The sequence below is a fragment of the Novosphingobium organovorum genome, from assembly GCF_022832435.1.
Taxonomy (GTDB): domain Bacteria; phylum Pseudomonadota; class Alphaproteobacteria; order Sphingomonadales; family Sphingomonadaceae; genus Novosphingobium; species Novosphingobium organovorum.
This window is the reverse complement of the sequence record NZ_JALHLF010000017.1, coordinates 41,475-56,075: the sequence shown is the minus strand read 5'-3', so window position 1 is coordinate 56,075 and position 14,601 is coordinate 41,475. Positions and strand designations below refer to the sequence as shown.

Sequence of the window (14,601 nt, the reverse complement as noted above, 5' to 3'; positions counted from 1 at the left end):
GGGCCGGCGGTGCGACCGGCTTGCTTTCGCTCGCCACGGGCGCGCTCGCGGGCGTTTCGGCCGGAGCCTTGGCCTTCTTGGCGGGCGCGGGACGCACCGGCTTTTCGTTGGCCTTGACCGGGGAGGGGCGGGCCTTGAGGCCCAGGCGGTGGGCCTTGCCGATCACCGCGTTACGGCTGACGCCTCCGAGTTCGTCCGCGATCTGGCTGGCGGTGGCTCCGCCCTCCCACATCTTGGTCAGCTTCTCGATGCGCTCGTCAGTCCAGCTCATTCGTGTTCCGTTCCTCACAGGACGGCCGCGCGACCGTCCGAAAATCCTACGCTGGCGCTTGCCATGCCAAACGTCAGCCGATAGTCGCCGGACCATGGACGATCAAACGAATTCGACCGACCTTCTGCACGCAGACAGGCCTATCCAACCCCGTCAGTTTCCGGCGAAGGGCGAGCCGATCATTCACAACGTGAACTGGGTCGGGCTCGGAACGCTCTATATGAAGGAGGTGCGGCGCTTCTTCAAGGTCCAGACGCAGACGATCTGGGCACCCGCGATCACCACGATGCTGTTCCTGGTCATCTTTACGGTGGCGATGGGGCGCGGCGATCGCATGATCCTGGGGGTCAATTTCGCAACGTTCGTGGCGCCCGGCCTCATCGTCATGGGGATGATGCAGAACGCCTTTGCGAATTCGAGCTTCTCGTTCCTGGCGGGCAAGGTGCAGGGCACGATCATCGATTTCCTGATGCCCCCGCTCAGCGAAGCCGAACTGATGGCCGCGATGGTCGCAGCGGCGGTGACCCGTGCGCTGCTGGTCGGGCTCGCGCTCAGCCTCGCGATGCTGCTGTGGCCGGGGGTCAGCCTGTCGGTGGCGCACCCCTGGGCGGTGGTGTGGTTCGGGCTGGTGGGATCGGTCTTCCTCGCGCTGCTCGGCCTGCTGTCCTCGATCTGGGCGGAAAAGTTCGATCACAACGCGGCGGTGACCAACTTCGTGATCGCCCCGCTCTCGCTGCTGTCGGGGACGTTCTACGTCATCAGCAACCTGGCGCCGGCCTTCCAGGCAATCAGCCGGGTGAACCCGTTCTTCTACGTGATTTCGGGCTTCCGCTTCGGGTTCCTGGGGCAAAGCGACATCGGCGATACCAATCTGGCCGTGCTGCACAGCGCGCTGGGCATGACGCTGGTCGATGCCGTGCTGGCCGTGGTCGTCTATCTGGTGCTGCGCTCGGGCTGGAAGCTGAAGGGCTGAGCGCGGCAGGAGAGAACCAGGGGCGCTCGGCGCACCCGACACACGAAGCCCCGCCGGAGCGATCCGGCGGGGCTTCGTGTGTCGGGGAAGGTTCCGAGCGCGCGTCCTAGTGGGCGAGCCCGCGTCGCAACTGGTAGCGTCCGTTGCGATAGTCCTCGAAGATCTGCGAGAGCGAGGGGTGATCGACCGGTCCGGCCTCGCAGTCGGCCATCAGGTTCTGCTGGCTGACGTAGGCGACGTAGCTTGAATCGTCGGTTTCGGCGAGGAGGTGGTAGAAGGGCTGCTCGCGCTCGGGCCGGATTTCGAGCGGGATCGATTCGTACCATTCCTCGCTGTTGGCGAAGACGGGGTCGATGTCGAAAACCACACCGCGAAAATCGTGATCCTTGTGGCGCACGATGTCACCGATCGCGAACCGTGCTCGGGTGCGCAGCGGCGCCTCGATCACGCGTCCGGCCTGTGGCGAAAAAAAGGACGCTCTGTTCATGCCTGCAATATAGGCCTGTGCGGGGCTCGCGACAAGCAAGGTGGAAATTTGTTCCGCTTTTTGTGATTCAGGGGCTTGGCAAGCGTTGCAAGTTCCATTATCGGGCCGCTTCCAGACCTCGCGGGGCAACCCGCAAGACGGCACTTCTAGCGGAGAGGTGGCAGAGAGGTCGAATGCGCCGCACTCGAAATGCGGTGTACGGGCAACCGTACCGTGGGTTCGAATCCCACCCTCTCCGCCACTTACCTGATCAGCACTGTTCGTAATCGCCCGAAAAAGGGCAGATTTCCTTGGGTTTTCGCTTAATGATGCCCGAAGGTGTTCGGCGCTGACCGGGGGCAACCGCGACCTGTTTTTAGGGTCGGTTTTAGGGTCGCCCCCCGATCATGGCTGGTGGCGCTAGCGCTGTTAGTCGGTCGTCGCCCCCCGTGCGGTCAGGTATTCCGACCACAGCTCCATCAGCTTGCGGCGCTTGTCGAGAGCGTCACCCCGGCGATAAGCCCGCTCCACTTCACTGCCGACCTCATGGGCCAGTGCCATCTCCGCAATTTCACGCGGGACCTCAGTGCGTTCGCCGCACCAATCGCGGAACGAAGAGCGGAAGCCGTGGACGGTGACGTCAGCGACCTCCATCCTGCGCAGCAGCATCAACATAGCCATGTTGGAGAGCGGCTTGCTGTTGGACTGCCCGGGGAACAGGAAGGTCCTGTGTCCGACAAGGCTCTGGAGCATTTCGACGACCTGCGGCGTCAACGGCACACGATGTTCCTTCCCGGCCTTCATGCGCTCGGCCGGAATAGTCCAGATGCGCTGTTCAAGGTCGAACTCGCTCCACCGGGCATTAAGCACTTCGGAAGTGCGCGAAGCGGTGTGGATCAGCAATTCAAGGGCGCGGGCGGCAAGTCCATCCTGACCGTTCAGGTTGGAAAGGAACGAAGGGACCGCCGCGTAAGGCATCGCGGGCTGATGCCGCTTCGTGCCCTTCCGGTGCCTCCCGAGTACGTGCTCAAGGTTTCCGCGCCACGCAGCCGGGTTATGGCCAGAGCGCAACCCGAGAACGGTGGCGGCGCCGAGGATCTTTTCGATCCGACCTCGGACACGCTTCGCGGTTTCGCTCTTCTTGTGCCAGATCATAAGGTTGAGGCGGCGCCGGGTTTCTGGACGGCTCGTGTTAGCCAAGACCTGCGGATCGTTCTCCACAAGGATGGAGAGCGCACGCTGTTGGCCTATGTCGGTCATCACGACGACGCCTATCGCTGGGCCGAGCGCAAGCGTCTGGTCCAGCATGAGCGCACAGGCGCCATGCAGATCGTCGAAGTGGTTGAGCGCGTTGAAGAGCGTCTCGTTTACACCGAGAAGGTCGTTGATCATCAGCCAGAGCCGCTTCCGGTCACCAGGCCCTTCACCAGTCTGAGCGATGATCAACTGCTTGACGTCGGCGTCCCTCGCGACTGGCTGGAGCCTGTCCGTCAGGCAGAGGAGGCTAGTGTTGATGGCCTCTTCGCCAGCTTGCCCGGCGAGGCCGCGGAAGCGCTGCTGGACTTCCTGACCGGGGGGCGGCTGGAGGACCACATTGCGCTCAAGGCTCTGCCGGGCGCAGACCCATTCGCACATCCCGACGCGCAGCGGCGCTTCCGTGTGGTCGATAACCTGGAGGAACTACAGGCCGCGCTGGATCAGCCGTTCGAGAAGTGGGCCGTGTTCCTGCACCCAGCGCAGCGTGCTCTGGCTGAACGGGAATGGTCCGGGCCAGCTCGGGTCACGGGGTCGGCCGGGACCGGGAAAACGATCGTCGCCCTTCATCGGGCTGCGCACATCGCCCGTGAAGACGTTGGCGCCCAGGTGCTACTGACGACATTTTCCAAGCCCCTGGCTGCGGCCCTGGCTCGTAAACGTGACATCCTGACCGAAGCAGAACCGCAAGTTCGCGACCGGATTACCGTGCGCACTTTGGACCAGGCGGTGTTTGACCTTCACACCGCGCAATTCGGTCAGCCCAACGTGGCCAATCGTGCCTTGATCCGTTCTGCCATCGCAGATGCGAAGAAGGCTGGTCTGGGCGACGGGATGACCGCGGACTTCCTCACCGAAGAATGGGACGAGGTGATCGATGCCTGGAATGTGGAAACAGGCGAAGGCTACGCCGTTGTCCCCCGCATCGGGCGACGCACTCGGCTAGGCGTTCAGCAGCGGGACGCTGCGTGGGCCGTGTTCCAGTTCGTTCGTGAACGTCTGAAACAGCGCGGAGCCATGACCTGGGCGCAGATTTATGCGCGGATGGGCGCGTGGCTGGCTGCTGGCGGTAATCCGGACTTCACGCACGTCGTCGTCGATGAGGCGCAGGATCTTTCTGTCGCGCAGGTTCGGTTTCTGGGGCAGATTAGTCGAGTGCGAGCGGATGCCGCGTTTCTCGCAGGGGACATAGGGCAGCGGATTTTCCACCTGCCGTTCAGTTGGACGAAGCTCGGCCTCGACATTCGCGGTCGCAGTCACGCACTCAAGGTGAACTACCGAACCTCACACCAGATCCGCAGTCTCGCGGATAGGCTGCTGCCCCCGGCTATCGTGGACATGGACGGCGTGGAAGAAGGGCGCCGTGGCACGGTGTCGGTCTTCGATGGGCCGGTTCCGGAGATCGCATTGGTCGCGGACGATGAGGAAGAGCAGGAGTTGCTGAGCAAATTCCTTGCTTCATGCCAGGCCGACGGCATCGACCAAGCCGATATTGGCGTTCTTGTCAGGGGCGACCAGCAACTTGGGCGCGCTCGCGATGCCGTTCGTCAAGCAGGCTGCGATCCGCGCGCTGGTGACGGCGTCAGGATCGTTACCATGCACGACGCCAAGGGCCTGGAGTTTCGTGCAGTCGCAGTCATCGCCTGTGACGAGGACGTAGTTCCCGACCCTGCTCGTCTCGCAGCTGTCGGGGACGTCGCCGATTTGGAAGCGGCATACGAAACGGAACGCCATCTGCTTTACGTGGCATGTACGAGAGCGCGCGATCGCTTGCTTGTTGTTGGTATCGATCCTGGGAGTGAATTTCTCGACGACTTGAGAGGCTGAGCGCGTGTTAGGGTCGGTTTTAGGGTCGATATGCTATTAGGGGGCGAAAATCCCGGAAATCCTAGCATTTTGAAGTCCCTTTGGTCGGACACCCTCTCCGCCACAAGTCGCATAAGCGACTGTCATCCCTGAATATTCTTGGAAAGCGTCACCTCGCAGCACTCCGGTGCTACAAAGTGGTGCTGCAAAATGCGCTTGATGACGCACGTTCGAAGGTCGTCCGACGGCGGGTTTGAAGTCCGTATCGTCGTGCCCCCAGACCTGCGATCTACGGTTGGAAAAGCGAATCTGACGAAGCGTCTTGGCCGCCTCTCCATGCTGGAAGCGAACCGTCGTGCAGCACCCGTCATCTGCTATTTCCAGCGCGTCCTTGAACAGGCCAGAGCGGGCGGCGATGATGTTGGCTCACCTGCGCAGACCGCCTTGCCAATGTCGCGTGGACAGGCACGACCAATCCATTCTTCGACGCCCTTGATGGATCTGTTCGATGGATACGTCCGCGAGCGAAGGCCCGCGCCTTCGACCATCAAGAGATGGCGTCCTGTCATGGCCCATCTCGTGAGCTATCTTGGTCATGATAGGAGTGACCGTGTCAGTGCCGATGACATCATTGGTTTGAAGGAAGCCCTTGCCGGGCAGCGAGTGGGCGGCCGCACGATCAGAGAGGTCTACCTAGCATCCGCGAAGGTCGTATTCGCGTGGGCGGTTGAGAACCGTAAGTTGCTCGAAAATCCTGTCGCGGGAATCTCGGTGCGGGTGCCGAAGCGGCAGCGCGTTCGTGCACCGAGCTTCACGTCAGCCGAGTGGATTGATTTTGCCATTTGCATCCCCTGGCGCTGGGATGGGTCTGCAAATGTCAGAATCGAACCACTTAGAAAACTAGGGGCTATTCACATCATCAAAGCCTTGCCGACACACGCGGCCATGGGCATCAACAGGGCCTCCGGATTGGCTCTCAAGTCGATGAGCCTTTGGGTTCAGATCAGCCCGAAATAATGATTGGCGGCGCATTCATATGGCATTTTCGCGTGAGAAGGACACACTGCGCCATCGGGTATGGCTATTGGTGACAGGCCTGCTGACTGTCTCTGCGCTGGCAACGTCGGCTATGGCGCAAGCGCCAGCCGAAACCACTCTCGCCGCAACGCAGATGCCCAGCACACCTCGTCTTAACGATCCGGCCGTGGAAGCGCGCGCCAAGGCTCTGCTGGCCCAGCTCAGCCTTGCAGAGAAGCTGCGGCTGGTGATGGGCTACGTCGATGTTGATGAGCTGAAAAAGCTGCCCGTGGGCACGATACCAGACGATGTGCTGGCCGATGCGTTGCGTGAGGGCATTCGCGGCTCGGCGGGCTATGTTCCGGGGGTGGCGCGGCTGGGCATTGCGGCGCAGCAACAAACCGATGCCGCGATGGGCGTGCGGGTGAAAGGGGTCGAGCGAACCGCGCTGCCCTCTTCTCTTGCCATAGCGGCGAGCTTTGATCCCCGCGTGGCCTATCTTGGCGGCCAGATGATCGCCGACGAGGCGCGCGCCACCGGCTTCAATGTTCTCCTTGCTGGCGGTGCGAACCTCGCGCGCGAACCGCGCAATGGCCGCAATTTTGAATATGCCGGCGAGGACCCGTTGTTGGCCGCCACAATGGTTTCGGGGCAGATTAACGGCATCCAGAGCCGCCATATGATCTCCACCTTCAAGCATTATGCGCTCAACGATCAGGAAAGTCAGCGCACCACTCTCGATGCAAAGATTGACGACAAAGCCATGCGGCAGAGCGACTTGCTGGCCTTTGAACTGCTGATCGAGCGTTCGGATCCGGGCTCGGCGATGTGCGGTTACAACCTCGTCAACGGCGATTGGGCCTGCGAAAATGATCATTTGCTCACTGGGCTGCTGAAGGGGGATTTCGGCTTCAAAGGCTATGTCATGTCGGACTGGGGCGCTGTGCATTCGAGCCACAAGGCGGCGATGGCCGGGCTCGATCAGCAAACCGGCTATGATTGCTGCGGCGGCGATCATATCGACCATTTCGGCCGTGCCTTGCGCGCCGATCTTATGGCCGGAATAACGCCCATGGCGCGGTTGGATGATATGGTTCGGCGTATCCTGCGCGCGATGGTCGCCAAGGGTCTGCTTGATGACCAACCCAAAGTCGGTCCCATTGATTTCGCGGCCCATGCGCAAGTGGCGCTGCGCGCCGCTGAGGCTTCGATGGTGCTGCTGAAGAATGATGGCGATCTGCTGCCCTTGAACCATGCCGCCAGTATCGTGATCATCGGCGGCCATGCCGATGTCGGCGTGCTCTCGGGTGCAGGTTCTTCAGCGGTGTATCCAGTGGGGGGCAATGCCGCGCCGGGGGTCAAGACGCCGTGGGGCCGCGAAGCTATCTATATGCCTTCCTCGCCGCTGGCCTCGCTGCGCCAAATGCTGCCCAAGGCGCAAATCGATTATGATGCCGGCACCGATGCGACGGTGGCGGCCAAGGCGGCGGCCGCGCACGGCCTGGCCATCGTCTTCGTTAACCAGTGGAGTGCCGAAGAGCACGATCACGAACTGGCTCTCCCTGGCAATCAGGACGCGCTGATCACCGCCGTCGCCGCCGCCAACCCGCATACGGTGGTGGTGTTGGAGAACGGCGGGGCATTGTATATGCCGTGGCTGGGGCAGGTTCCGGCGGTTCTGGAAGCGTGGTATCCGGGCATTCGCGGAGGGCAGGCCATCGCGGAGGTGCTGACCGGCAAGATCAACCCCAGCGGCCGTCTGCCGATCAGCTTCCCCGCCGGCCCCGAACAACTGGCGCATGCCACGATCGCCGGCATGGGTGAGCCTGATAAGACGCCCGTCTCCGTTACTTATGACGAGGGTGCGACCATCGGCTATAAATGGTATGAGGAGAAAGGCTTGAAGCCGCTGTTCGCCTTTGGCCATGGCCTGTCCTATACCCGGTTCGAAATGGGAGAGGCTTCAGCGAAGCTGACAGAAGGCGCATTGCGCCTCTCCGCCGAATTTCGCAATGTCGGCGGGCGCGAGGGAGGGGTAACGCCGCAATTTTACGTCAAGGCTCCGGGCAACGCTGGCTGGGAGGCGCCTCGCCGGTTGGTGGGCTTTGAGCCTATCGCACTGACGGCAGGGGCATCGGGGCGGGCGCAGACTACTGTCGATAACAGGCTGCTCGCCACGTATGACCCGGTAACGCATAGTTGGAACATAGCTACCGGTGACTATGAAGTGTGGTGTGGCGAGGCTTCGGATAAGACACGGCTCATTGGCACCGTTCACTTGGCGGAGCGGCGCTGGCCAGCCTCCCAGGCAACACCGCAAGAAGGAACCTGACCAAAGCACTCCAGTACATGCGAACGCGGCAGTTTCTTGCGCAAAGCCGGCCGGCCAACGCCATCGGCGCCATGCAGTTGGAATACATTTTTCGCCAGATCGAGCCCGACCGTGATAATCTCCGACATGACCGCTCTCCTGTGTGGATCCTTCCAGACCCACCTTCGCACATCAATACTGTCGGGGGGCGGTCACATCATCAAAGCCTCTCGGACCGTATCGAATTCTTGGGGCGTCAGGACGCAGCCGCAGTACTGATGGGCTTTGCCACGCCTGGGTCGCCCATACGAGCGCCATTCCCGCATCGCCCTCGATCGTGTTGAGGTGCATGCCTGCCGGCATGGGCAGGCGCGAAGCGAGCGTGGCCGCGAGTGTGTGGCGCGGCTGTTCCGCGACGAGGGCAAGCGTCTTGGCGTCGATCAGAAGATCGATCGGCGCGCCGTCGCGAACGACCGAGACCCGCAGCAAGTCGTTTCCGGCTGGTTGGGGGCCTTTCACGAAGAGCCGGCTGTCGAGCGAACCATAGCCATGAAAGTCCCAGCGAAAGCCTTTCCAGTGCGTGACCTGGACGGTGACCCAGCCTTTCCGTTCGCGCCGCGCCACGAAGATTTGCGTGTCCCCCCGGGCATCGTACTTGTGATAAGTGATCATCACGCGCCCCTGATCGTCGAAGCCTACGACCGTGTTGTTGTTGATCATTCCGCCCCGCACGGAGACAGGGGCGACGATCTCCGCCGTCGACAGCGTGATGGCTGCGCGCAACGAGTTCATCCGCCGCTTCCTGCTTCACGTCTTGCCGCGCGGGTTCCATCGCATTGGTCATTATGGCCTGCTCGGCGGTTCATCCCGCAAGGCAAGCCTTGCGCGCGCGCGGCAATTGCTCGCGATCGCACCTGAACCGAGTATGGTCACCGACGAGGAGGCCGCTGCGGATCGGTTGCCACCATGCCTGTGCGGCGGCGGCGGCATGATCGTCATCGAGATCTTCGCGCGCTGGCACCCGCTACGGGCGCTGCCTGATGCGGCAATGCCCATCCGGGCAAGAGTCCCATGACCCGGCATGGATCAACCCGCTCACGGGTCGCGGCAAGCTCGCTTCGGCCGTCGGCTTGCCTTGCACTTATCGGCCAGAACCGAGCTCCCGAGCCGATTGGATCATGTGATCGAACGGTTAGCCCCCGCCCATCCGGCGGCGATATCAGCCCCGCGCGGCCCGGTTGATGGCGCCCGTCGCGCTATCCGTCACCCGTTCCGACGGGCCTAACAGCGAAACACCCATAGATCGATAATCCGTGCCCGCGGGTTTTTGCCTCGGAAACTTTCGTACGCTTCGCCGCGCCCGAAACTTTTCACGATTTCGGATTATCGGCTCTTGACGGCAGACAAGTCGGAGGCGGACATTCGCGGACGAGGCTTTCGCTTTTATTCGGCTGCGGTTCCCTCACCGGACGGCAGGGATCGTCAGCGCCATATCCGCAACGGCGCGGGCAATCGACACCAGCTTGCGCTGTGGCAACCGCCGTGCTGCGCCATTCAGACACAAGCCAGCGACCGTCTCGCCGTGAAGCCGCAAGGGTATCGCCACGCAGTTCAATCCGGACTGGTAGTTTCCAAGATCCAGAGCGAAGCCGCACTGGCGCACATGGTCCAGTTCTTCGGTCAGGCTTGATCGTTGGTCTGCGGTCACCAAGGATTGCGCGACACCGGGCATGAACGCGGCGAGCACCAGTCCGATTGCGGAACTGGATAAAGGCTCGCGGCGGCCCAGGCGACTATGAGCGGTCGGATTGTTCTGCAATTCGATACCGTCGAGATAATAGAGTTCATCGCCGCTTGGCACGATTAGATAGGTCGATTCCTCAAAGCGCGCGGCCATTTCCACCACCAGGGGCCGGAAATGCCGCCGCAATGCGTCGTCGTCGCCCACGATCCGAGCCAGGTTGAGGATGCGGCCACCCAGCCGGTAGTCCGAACCTGTCGCGGGGCGCCGCACATACCCCAGCGCGACCAGCGTCGCGAGGATGTTGTGCGCCGTCGATGGCTGCACTTCGGCTGCCTTCGCAATCGCACCGAGCGGCGCGGCGCCTTGCTCCTGTGCGAGGAATTCCAGCATCCGTATCGCGCGCTGGACCGACTGGATCGGCTTACTCATTGACGCCCCTTTTCGACCATCTCTTCAATTATGTTGAAGATATACGCTTAGTGGCAACTCATGGCGAGAATGCGGGAACGGCAGTGCGCGAGCCCACTTTATCGAGGCGTATGATTAAGAAAGGAAATCAGAAAATGCCTCATATCGTCATGGCGCAATGCACCGCGCTGCCAGGTTGTGAGGACGCGCTCCATAGCCGCATCACAGATTTGGCAAGCGCCGTTCGCATGGAGGCGGGCAACGAAGGGTTCGAGGTGTTTCAGCACCCCAAAACCGAACGCAGCTGGACGATGATTGAACGATATCGCGATCGGAAAGCCTTCGACACGCATCTCGGTCAGCCGCACACTAAGGCGTTCAATGATGCGCTGGAAAATCTGGTCGAGGGCGGCGCATCCTATGTGACCGAGCTTGTCTCTGCCTGCCGGTCGGACGACGCCGCGCCTGGCATTCGCGGGATCGACCATGTCGGGATGACCGTGCCCGACATCGATGTCGCATCGAAGTTTCTCGCTGACGCATTCGGCGCGCGCACGCTTTACGATGTACAGCCCGCTGATGCAGACCCGATGCAGGGTGACGAAGTGGAGCATCAGCTCGGCCTTCCCGCGGGCGCGCGGATCGAGCATATGCGGCTTATGAGGATTGGCGCATCGGCGAATATCGAGATGTTTCGCATTGCCAATGCCGAGCAAGCCGACCCCGCCGGGCTGGTCGATTACGGACTTCAACACATCGCGCTCTATGTCGACGACATCGACGCCGCTGCGCGGCGGCTGACGAATGCGGGCGGCGCCTTGCTATCCGATCCTCATCCGTTGTCAGGCGTCGAGGGGGGCGAATGCAATTCTGGCGTCTACGCACGGGCGCCATGGGGCGCTCTGATCGAACTCATCTCCAGCCCGGATGGGATCGACTACCCCGCCGACTGCCCGATGCCGCGCTGGAAGCCCCAACCCAATACATAATGTCGACCACCCTTTTTCAAGGAAGCAGACTGATGATCAAGATGACCATGTTTCTGAAACGCAGGGCAGGCCTGAGTCACGAGGACTTCGTGACCCACCATATCGAGGTTCATGGACCCAAGTTTCGCTCGATTCCGGAAGCGGGGGCGCATTGCCTGTGCTACATCCAGACGCACCCTGTCGAACTGGAAACCGATGCTGCAAAGAATGCCGATTTCGACGGCACCGCAGAACTCTGGTTCGACAGCGAGCAGGGCATGGAAGCTGTGCTGACGTCCGAGACCTACAAGAAGGTCGTCTTTCCGGACGAGAAAACCTTTCTCGACCACGACAACACGCTGATCTTGGTCGGCGAGCAGGTGAATATTATCGGGGATCATCGGGGTACGCATCCGGTGAGGCCCGCCTTGCCCGGTGAGTGAGCGACCGGTCTCAAGAGCGCTCGTATGAGCGAGCTTAGGTGCGCGGCATGGGGCAAATCACGGCGATGACGGGGCGGGAGCGGCGGCATTGGTGTCGGGACGAGGAGCGGTTCCAGATCCTGGCCGATGCCTTCGCGCTGGGCGCATGTGTCGCAGACGTGGCCCGGCGGCAGGACGTCTCGATCAGCCTGATCTGCGCCTGGCGGCGCAGTCTGCGGTGCGAACAAGCCGAAGGGACATCCCTTCCGATGGTGGGGGCAACGTTTGCCCAGGGGGGGGGGCATCGCCAAGGACGAGAAGTCAGATGGTCGTGGCCGGTGCTCGGTGATCACCGTCGAACTGAGTGAAGGCCGGCGCGTTCGCATTTCGGCCGGAGCGCCCGCCGCGTTGTTTAGCGTGACCTTGAAGGCGCTGCGGTGATTCCGCTGCGCGCGCGGGTGTGGATCGCCCGCGGGGGTTTGATAGCCGAGCGCCGAATGCGGTCGGTGGCGGTTGTAGTCCTCGACCCACGCGGCGATTTGCCTGCGGGCGTGATCCAGGTTCAGGAACAAGGTCTCGCCCGGCAGTTCGTCACGCATGCGCCCCTTGAAGCTCTCGACGAAACCGTTCTGCATGGGGCGGCCCGGTGCGATATAATGCCATTCCACATGGGCTTGGCCACACCACGACAGGACCGCGTTGCTGGTGAGCTCGGTGCCATTGTCGCTGACGATCAGCCCCGGCTTGCCCCGCCTCTCGATCAATGCTGCCAGTTCGCGCACGACACGGCGCCCGCAGATCGACGTGTCGGGTATTGCGGCCAGACACTCGCGCGTCACGTCATCGACGATGTTGAGCACACGGAAACGTCGCCCGGACACCATCTGGTCGTGCACGAAATCGAGGCTCCAGCGCTGGTTCGCCAGTTCGCGCAAACGCTCCCGCAGAGCGCCGTCATCGCTCCGCCTGGAACGGTAACGCACGCTCTTGCGATCGGCTCAAGGACACGGCACGCCCGCCGCTCGCTTATCCGATGGTGTTCCATCAGATGCGCGACAGCTTCCCGTCTTGCCGCGGGCGTTACCAGTTTTTTGACAGCAGATCCTTCAGCGCAGCGTTATCCAGCATGCTGTAGCTTCGCTGGCCTCCGGCTCGGCAAGGAGCCGCTTGAGCTTCGCATTCTCGTCTTCGAGAACCTTCAGGCGCTTGGCTTCCGACACCTCGAGCCCGCCGTACTTCGCCTTCCAGCTGTAGATCGTACCCTCAGAGATGCCGTGCCGATGCGCCAGGTCGGCCGTCTTGGCTCCAACCTCGGCCTCTCCTTCAGAACCCCGATGATCTGCTCTTCTGTAAAACGTGCTCTCTTCATCTCGTCCGACCTTCTCTCAGGCCAGACTCTAATCGTTCGTGGAGGAACTCTATGGGGTCACGTCAGATGCACCGCCTCGCTTCAGGGCAATTTGAAGCGAGGGACCTGCTCCCACTTTGTCTTGACGCCTGCTGCCGTTCGCAATCGACCGGCAGCAGCATTGGCCTACCTACCGATTTGACGGCTGGTCGGAGGCTTTGCGCACCGCCGGCCGAGGCAAGGTATCAGTGCCCGCCGGCCATCGCCAGCACAGTGGCGAGGTCAACGCTGATGCCGCGCACGCTTTCGTTGATTTCAACGTCGATCCATTCGTGCGGCGTATGTTCTCCCCCGCCGCGGCCTCCAGAACCGATGGCAATGGCCGGAATGCCCAGGCTCATGGGTACGTTGGCATCAGTCGAGTTGGCTGCGAACTGCGGCTTGTAGCCGAACGCTTGAGACGCAGCGTACGCTACAGCACCGAGGCCCTTGGTCTCGTCGGTCTGTCCTGCGGGCCGCATGCCGATGGTGTTGAAGGTCACGGTGATCTTGCCGAACTCGGTGGAGCGCAGGGCGTTCTCTTCATCGACGGCCTTTTGCGCAATGTCGCGCAAGGCCTTGTCCACGCGCGCGACCTCTTCCTCCGAGACCGAGCGCATGTCGACATCGAGGAAGACTTCGGGGGGAATCGTGTTCACGGATGTCCCGCCGCCGACGACGCTTGCCGAATAGGTGGTCTTGGGGACAGTTGGGACCGGGATTCGGTATAGCCCCTCGACCGTCTTGGCGAGCGCCACCAGCGGATTGACCGTGCCGAACTTGTCGTAGCTGTGTCCGCCCGGACCGGAAAACACGATATGGTAGCGGTGGGAGCCGACGCCGCGCGTGGTGATGGCGGTCGCGCCGTTTGAATCGACCGAGATGAAGGCGAAGGCCTCGCGCGCACGCGGGTTGTGCTCGAACAGGTAATGCATGCCGCGCAGGTCACCGGGCCCTTCCTCGCCCACGTTGCCGACGAACATGATATCACGCTTGGTGCGAAGTCCTGCGCTGTTCATCGCGCGTGCCATCGCCATCAGAACCGCAAGGCCGCGCGTATCGTCGCCGATGCCGGGCGCCAGCAACCGGGTTCCTTCGCGGCGCACCTTCAGGTCGGTCTTGGCCGGGAAAACGGTATCGAGATGGGCGGCGACAATAAGCGGGGGCAGCGATCTGTCTTCGCCGGGCCTTACACCGATCACGTTGCCGATGGCGTCCATGGCCACGTCAGCGAGACCTGATTGCTTCATCAGCTCGGCGTAAGCCTTGCCCCTTGCCTGCTCGCCGAAGGGGGGCGCCGGGATCTGCGTCAATTCGATGATTTGCTGGACCAGCCTGTCATGATCGCGCCGCAAGGCATCCTGCGCCGTTGCAAATCCGGGATCATTGAGGGCCGCCGCCAGTTCCGGCGGTAGGGCAGGGGCCGTCTCGGGATTGGCGATCGGTTGAGCTGCGGCAGAGGCCAGGATGAGAAGCGCAGTTGAAAAGGCCATATCCATACTCCCGTCGGCATGATGCCCTTCTTGCGGCGATGGCCGCGAAAGTAGCGGAAGGCGGACGATGCCGCCTTCCGC

12 protein-coding genes, 1 tRNA gene and 3 pseudogenes are annotated in these 14,601 nt (G+C 62.1%); 8 read left to right on the top strand and 8 right to left on the bottom strand.

Annotated features, from left to right (window positions below):
- The coding region (locus MTR62_RS07135; protein ID WP_244018425.1) for a GcrA family cell cycle regulator at positions 1-271 on the bottom strand (271 nt) is incomplete at its 3' end.
- A 94-nt stretch (positions 272-365) separates the two neighbouring features.
- On the opposite strand from MTR62_RS07135, the gene MTR62_RS07130 reads away from it, so the two are divergent.
- Positions 366-1,244 carry an ABC transporter permease gene (locus tag MTR62_RS07130; protein WP_244018423.1) on the top strand — a complete coding sequence of 293 codons (879 nt, stop codon included), beginning with the start codon at positions 366-368 and terminating at the stop codon, positions 1,242-1,244.
- 106 nt (positions 1,245-1,350) lie between these two features.
- On the opposite strand, the gene hspQ is transcribed toward MTR62_RS07130, so the two are convergent.
- Positions 1,351-1,731 carry a heat shock protein HspQ gene (gene hspQ / locus MTR62_RS07125; protein WP_244018421.1) on the bottom strand — a complete coding sequence of 127 codons (381 nt, stop codon included), beginning with the start codon at positions 1,729-1,731 and terminating at the stop codon, positions 1,351-1,353.
- A gap of 151 nt (positions 1,732-1,882) precedes the next feature.
- Between hspQ and MTR62_RS07120 the strand changes: the two genes are divergently transcribed.
- Positions 1,883-1,972: transfer RNA gene (locus MTR62_RS07120), tRNA-Ser, on the top strand.
- A 167-nt stretch (positions 1,973-2,139) separates the two neighbouring features.
- On the opposite strand, the gene MTR62_RS07115 is transcribed toward MTR62_RS07120, so the two are convergent.
- Positions 2,140-3,102 (bottom strand): tyrosine-type recombinase/integrase, encoded by a 963-nt coding sequence (locus MTR62_RS07115; protein ID WP_244018419.1) that lies wholly within the window; start codon positions 3,100-3,102, stop codon positions 2,140-2,142.
- Here MTR62_RS07115 and MTR62_RS07110 point away from each other — a divergent pair.
- From MTR62_RS07110 to MTR62_RS07100, 3 genes are all read left to right on the top strand, one after another.
- A complete protein-coding gene (locus MTR62_RS07110) occupies positions 3,034-4,791 on the top strand; it encodes a 3'-5' exonuclease (protein ID WP_244018416.1) in 1,758 nt (585 codons plus the stop codon). The two genes, MTR62_RS07115 and MTR62_RS07110, sit on opposite strands and share 69 nt — an antisense overlap.
- Positions 4,792-4,989: 198 nt before the next feature.
- On the top strand, positions 4,990-5,787 hold the full coding sequence (locus MTR62_RS07105; RefSeq protein ID WP_244018414.1) for a site-specific integrase: 798 nt from the start codon (positions 4,990-4,992) through the stop codon (positions 5,785-5,787).
- Positions 5,788-5,806: 19 nt separating this feature from the next.
- On the top strand, positions 5,807-8,119 hold the full coding sequence (locus MTR62_RS07100; protein ID WP_327194387.1) for a beta-glucosidase family protein: 2,313 nt from the start codon (positions 5,807-5,809) through the stop codon (positions 8,117-8,119).
- Here the strand turns inward: MTR62_RS07100 and MTR62_RS07095 are convergent.
- Positions 8,086-8,247: pseudogene (locus MTR62_RS07095) on the bottom strand (IS110 family transposase); the annotation flags it as partial. The gene MTR62_RS07100 and the pseudogene MTR62_RS07095 overlap by 34 nt on opposite strands.
- A gap of 43 nt (positions 8,248-8,290) precedes the next feature.
- Positions 8,291-8,818, bottom strand: a complete 528-nt coding sequence (locus tag MTR62_RS07090) for a BNR-4 repeat-containing protein (RefSeq protein WP_244018429.1) — start codon at positions 8,816-8,818, stop codon at positions 8,291-8,293.
- A gap of 61 nt (positions 8,819-8,879) precedes the next feature.
- On the opposite strand from MTR62_RS07090, the pseudogene MTR62_RS07085 reads away from it, so the two are divergent.
- Positions 8,880-9,173: pseudogene (locus MTR62_RS07085) on the top strand (transposase); the annotation flags it as partial.
- A gap of 387 nt (positions 9,174-9,560) precedes the next feature.
- On the opposite strand, the gene MTR62_RS07080 reads toward MTR62_RS07085, so the two are convergent.
- Entirely contained in the window at positions 9,561-10,271 is a 711-nt protein-coding gene (locus tag MTR62_RS07080) for an IclR family transcriptional regulator (protein ID WP_244018412.1), read from the bottom strand.
- 134 nt (positions 10,272-10,405) lie between these two features.
- On the opposite strand from MTR62_RS07080, the gene MTR62_RS07075 reads away from it, so the two are divergent.
- The gene (locus tag MTR62_RS07075) at positions 10,406-11,239 is read left to right on the top strand and encodes an antibiotic biosynthesis monooxygenase (RefSeq protein ID WP_244018409.1); all 834 of its coding nucleotides are present in this window, start codon (positions 10,406-10,408) and stop codon (positions 11,237-11,239) included.
- 32 nt (positions 11,240-11,271) lie between these two features.
- Entirely contained in the window at positions 11,272-11,661 is a 390-nt protein-coding gene (locus MTR62_RS07070) for an EthD domain-containing protein (RefSeq protein ID WP_244018407.1), read from the top strand.
- 449 nt (positions 11,662-12,110) lie between these two features.
- Here the strand turns inward: MTR62_RS07070 and MTR62_RS07065 are convergent.
- Together MTR62_RS07065 and MTR62_RS07060 are read right to left on the bottom strand one after the other, a co-directional pair.
- Positions 12,111-13,009: pseudogene (locus MTR62_RS07065) on the bottom strand (IS3 family transposase); the annotation flags it as partial.
- 224 nt (positions 13,010-13,233) lie between these two features.
- Positions 13,234-14,526, bottom strand: a complete 1,293-nt coding sequence (locus tag MTR62_RS07060; RefSeq protein WP_244018405.1) for a M20/M25/M40 family metallo-hydrolase — start codon at positions 14,524-14,526, stop codon at positions 13,234-13,236.
- Positions 14,527-14,601 lie beyond the last annotated feature (75 nt).

What these genes read in the sequence shown, in the direction of transcription:
- MTR62_RS07130 (WP_244018423.1), top strand. Translation starts at nt 366, where the DNA reads ATGGACGATCAAACGAATTCGACCGACCTTCTGCACGCAGACAGGCCT.
- hspQ (WP_244018421.1), bottom strand. Translation starts at nt 1,731, where the DNA reads ATGAACAGAGCGTCCTTTTTTTCGCCACAGGCCGGACGCGTGATCGAG.
- MTR62_RS07110 (WP_244018416.1), top strand. Translation starts at nt 3,034, where the DNA reads ATGCAGATCGTCGAAGTGGTTGAGCGCGTTGAAGAGCGTCTCGTTTAC.
- MTR62_RS07115 (WP_244018419.1), bottom strand. Translation starts at nt 3,102, where the DNA reads ATGATCAACGACCTTCTCGGTGTAAACGAGACGCTCTTCAACGCGCTC.
- MTR62_RS07105 (WP_244018414.1), top strand. Translation starts at nt 4,990, where the DNA reads ATGACGCACGTTCGAAGGTCGTCCGACGGCGGGTTTGAAGTCCGTATC.
- MTR62_RS07100 (WP_327194387.1), top strand. Translation starts at nt 5,807, where the DNA reads ATGGCATTTTCGCGTGAGAAGGACACACTGCGCCATCGGGTATGGCTA.
- MTR62_RS07090 (WP_244018429.1), bottom strand. Translation starts at nt 8,818, where the DNA reads ATGATCAACAACAACACGGTCGTAGGCTTCGACGATCAGGGGCGCGTG.
- MTR62_RS07080 (WP_244018412.1), bottom strand. Translation starts at nt 10,271, where the DNA reads ATGAGTAAGCCGATCCAGTCGGTCCAGCGCGCGATACGGATGCTGGAA.
- MTR62_RS07075 (WP_244018409.1), top strand. Translation starts at nt 10,406, where the DNA reads ATGCCTCATATCGTCATGGCGCAATGCACCGCGCTGCCAGGTTGTGAG.
- MTR62_RS07070 (WP_244018407.1), top strand. Translation starts at nt 11,272, where the DNA reads ATGATCAAGATGACCATGTTTCTGAAACGCAGGGCAGGCCTGAGTCAC.
- MTR62_RS07060 (WP_244018405.1), bottom strand. Translation starts at nt 14,526, where the DNA reads ATGGATATGGCCTTTTCAACTGCGCTTCTCATCCTGGCCTCTGCCGCA.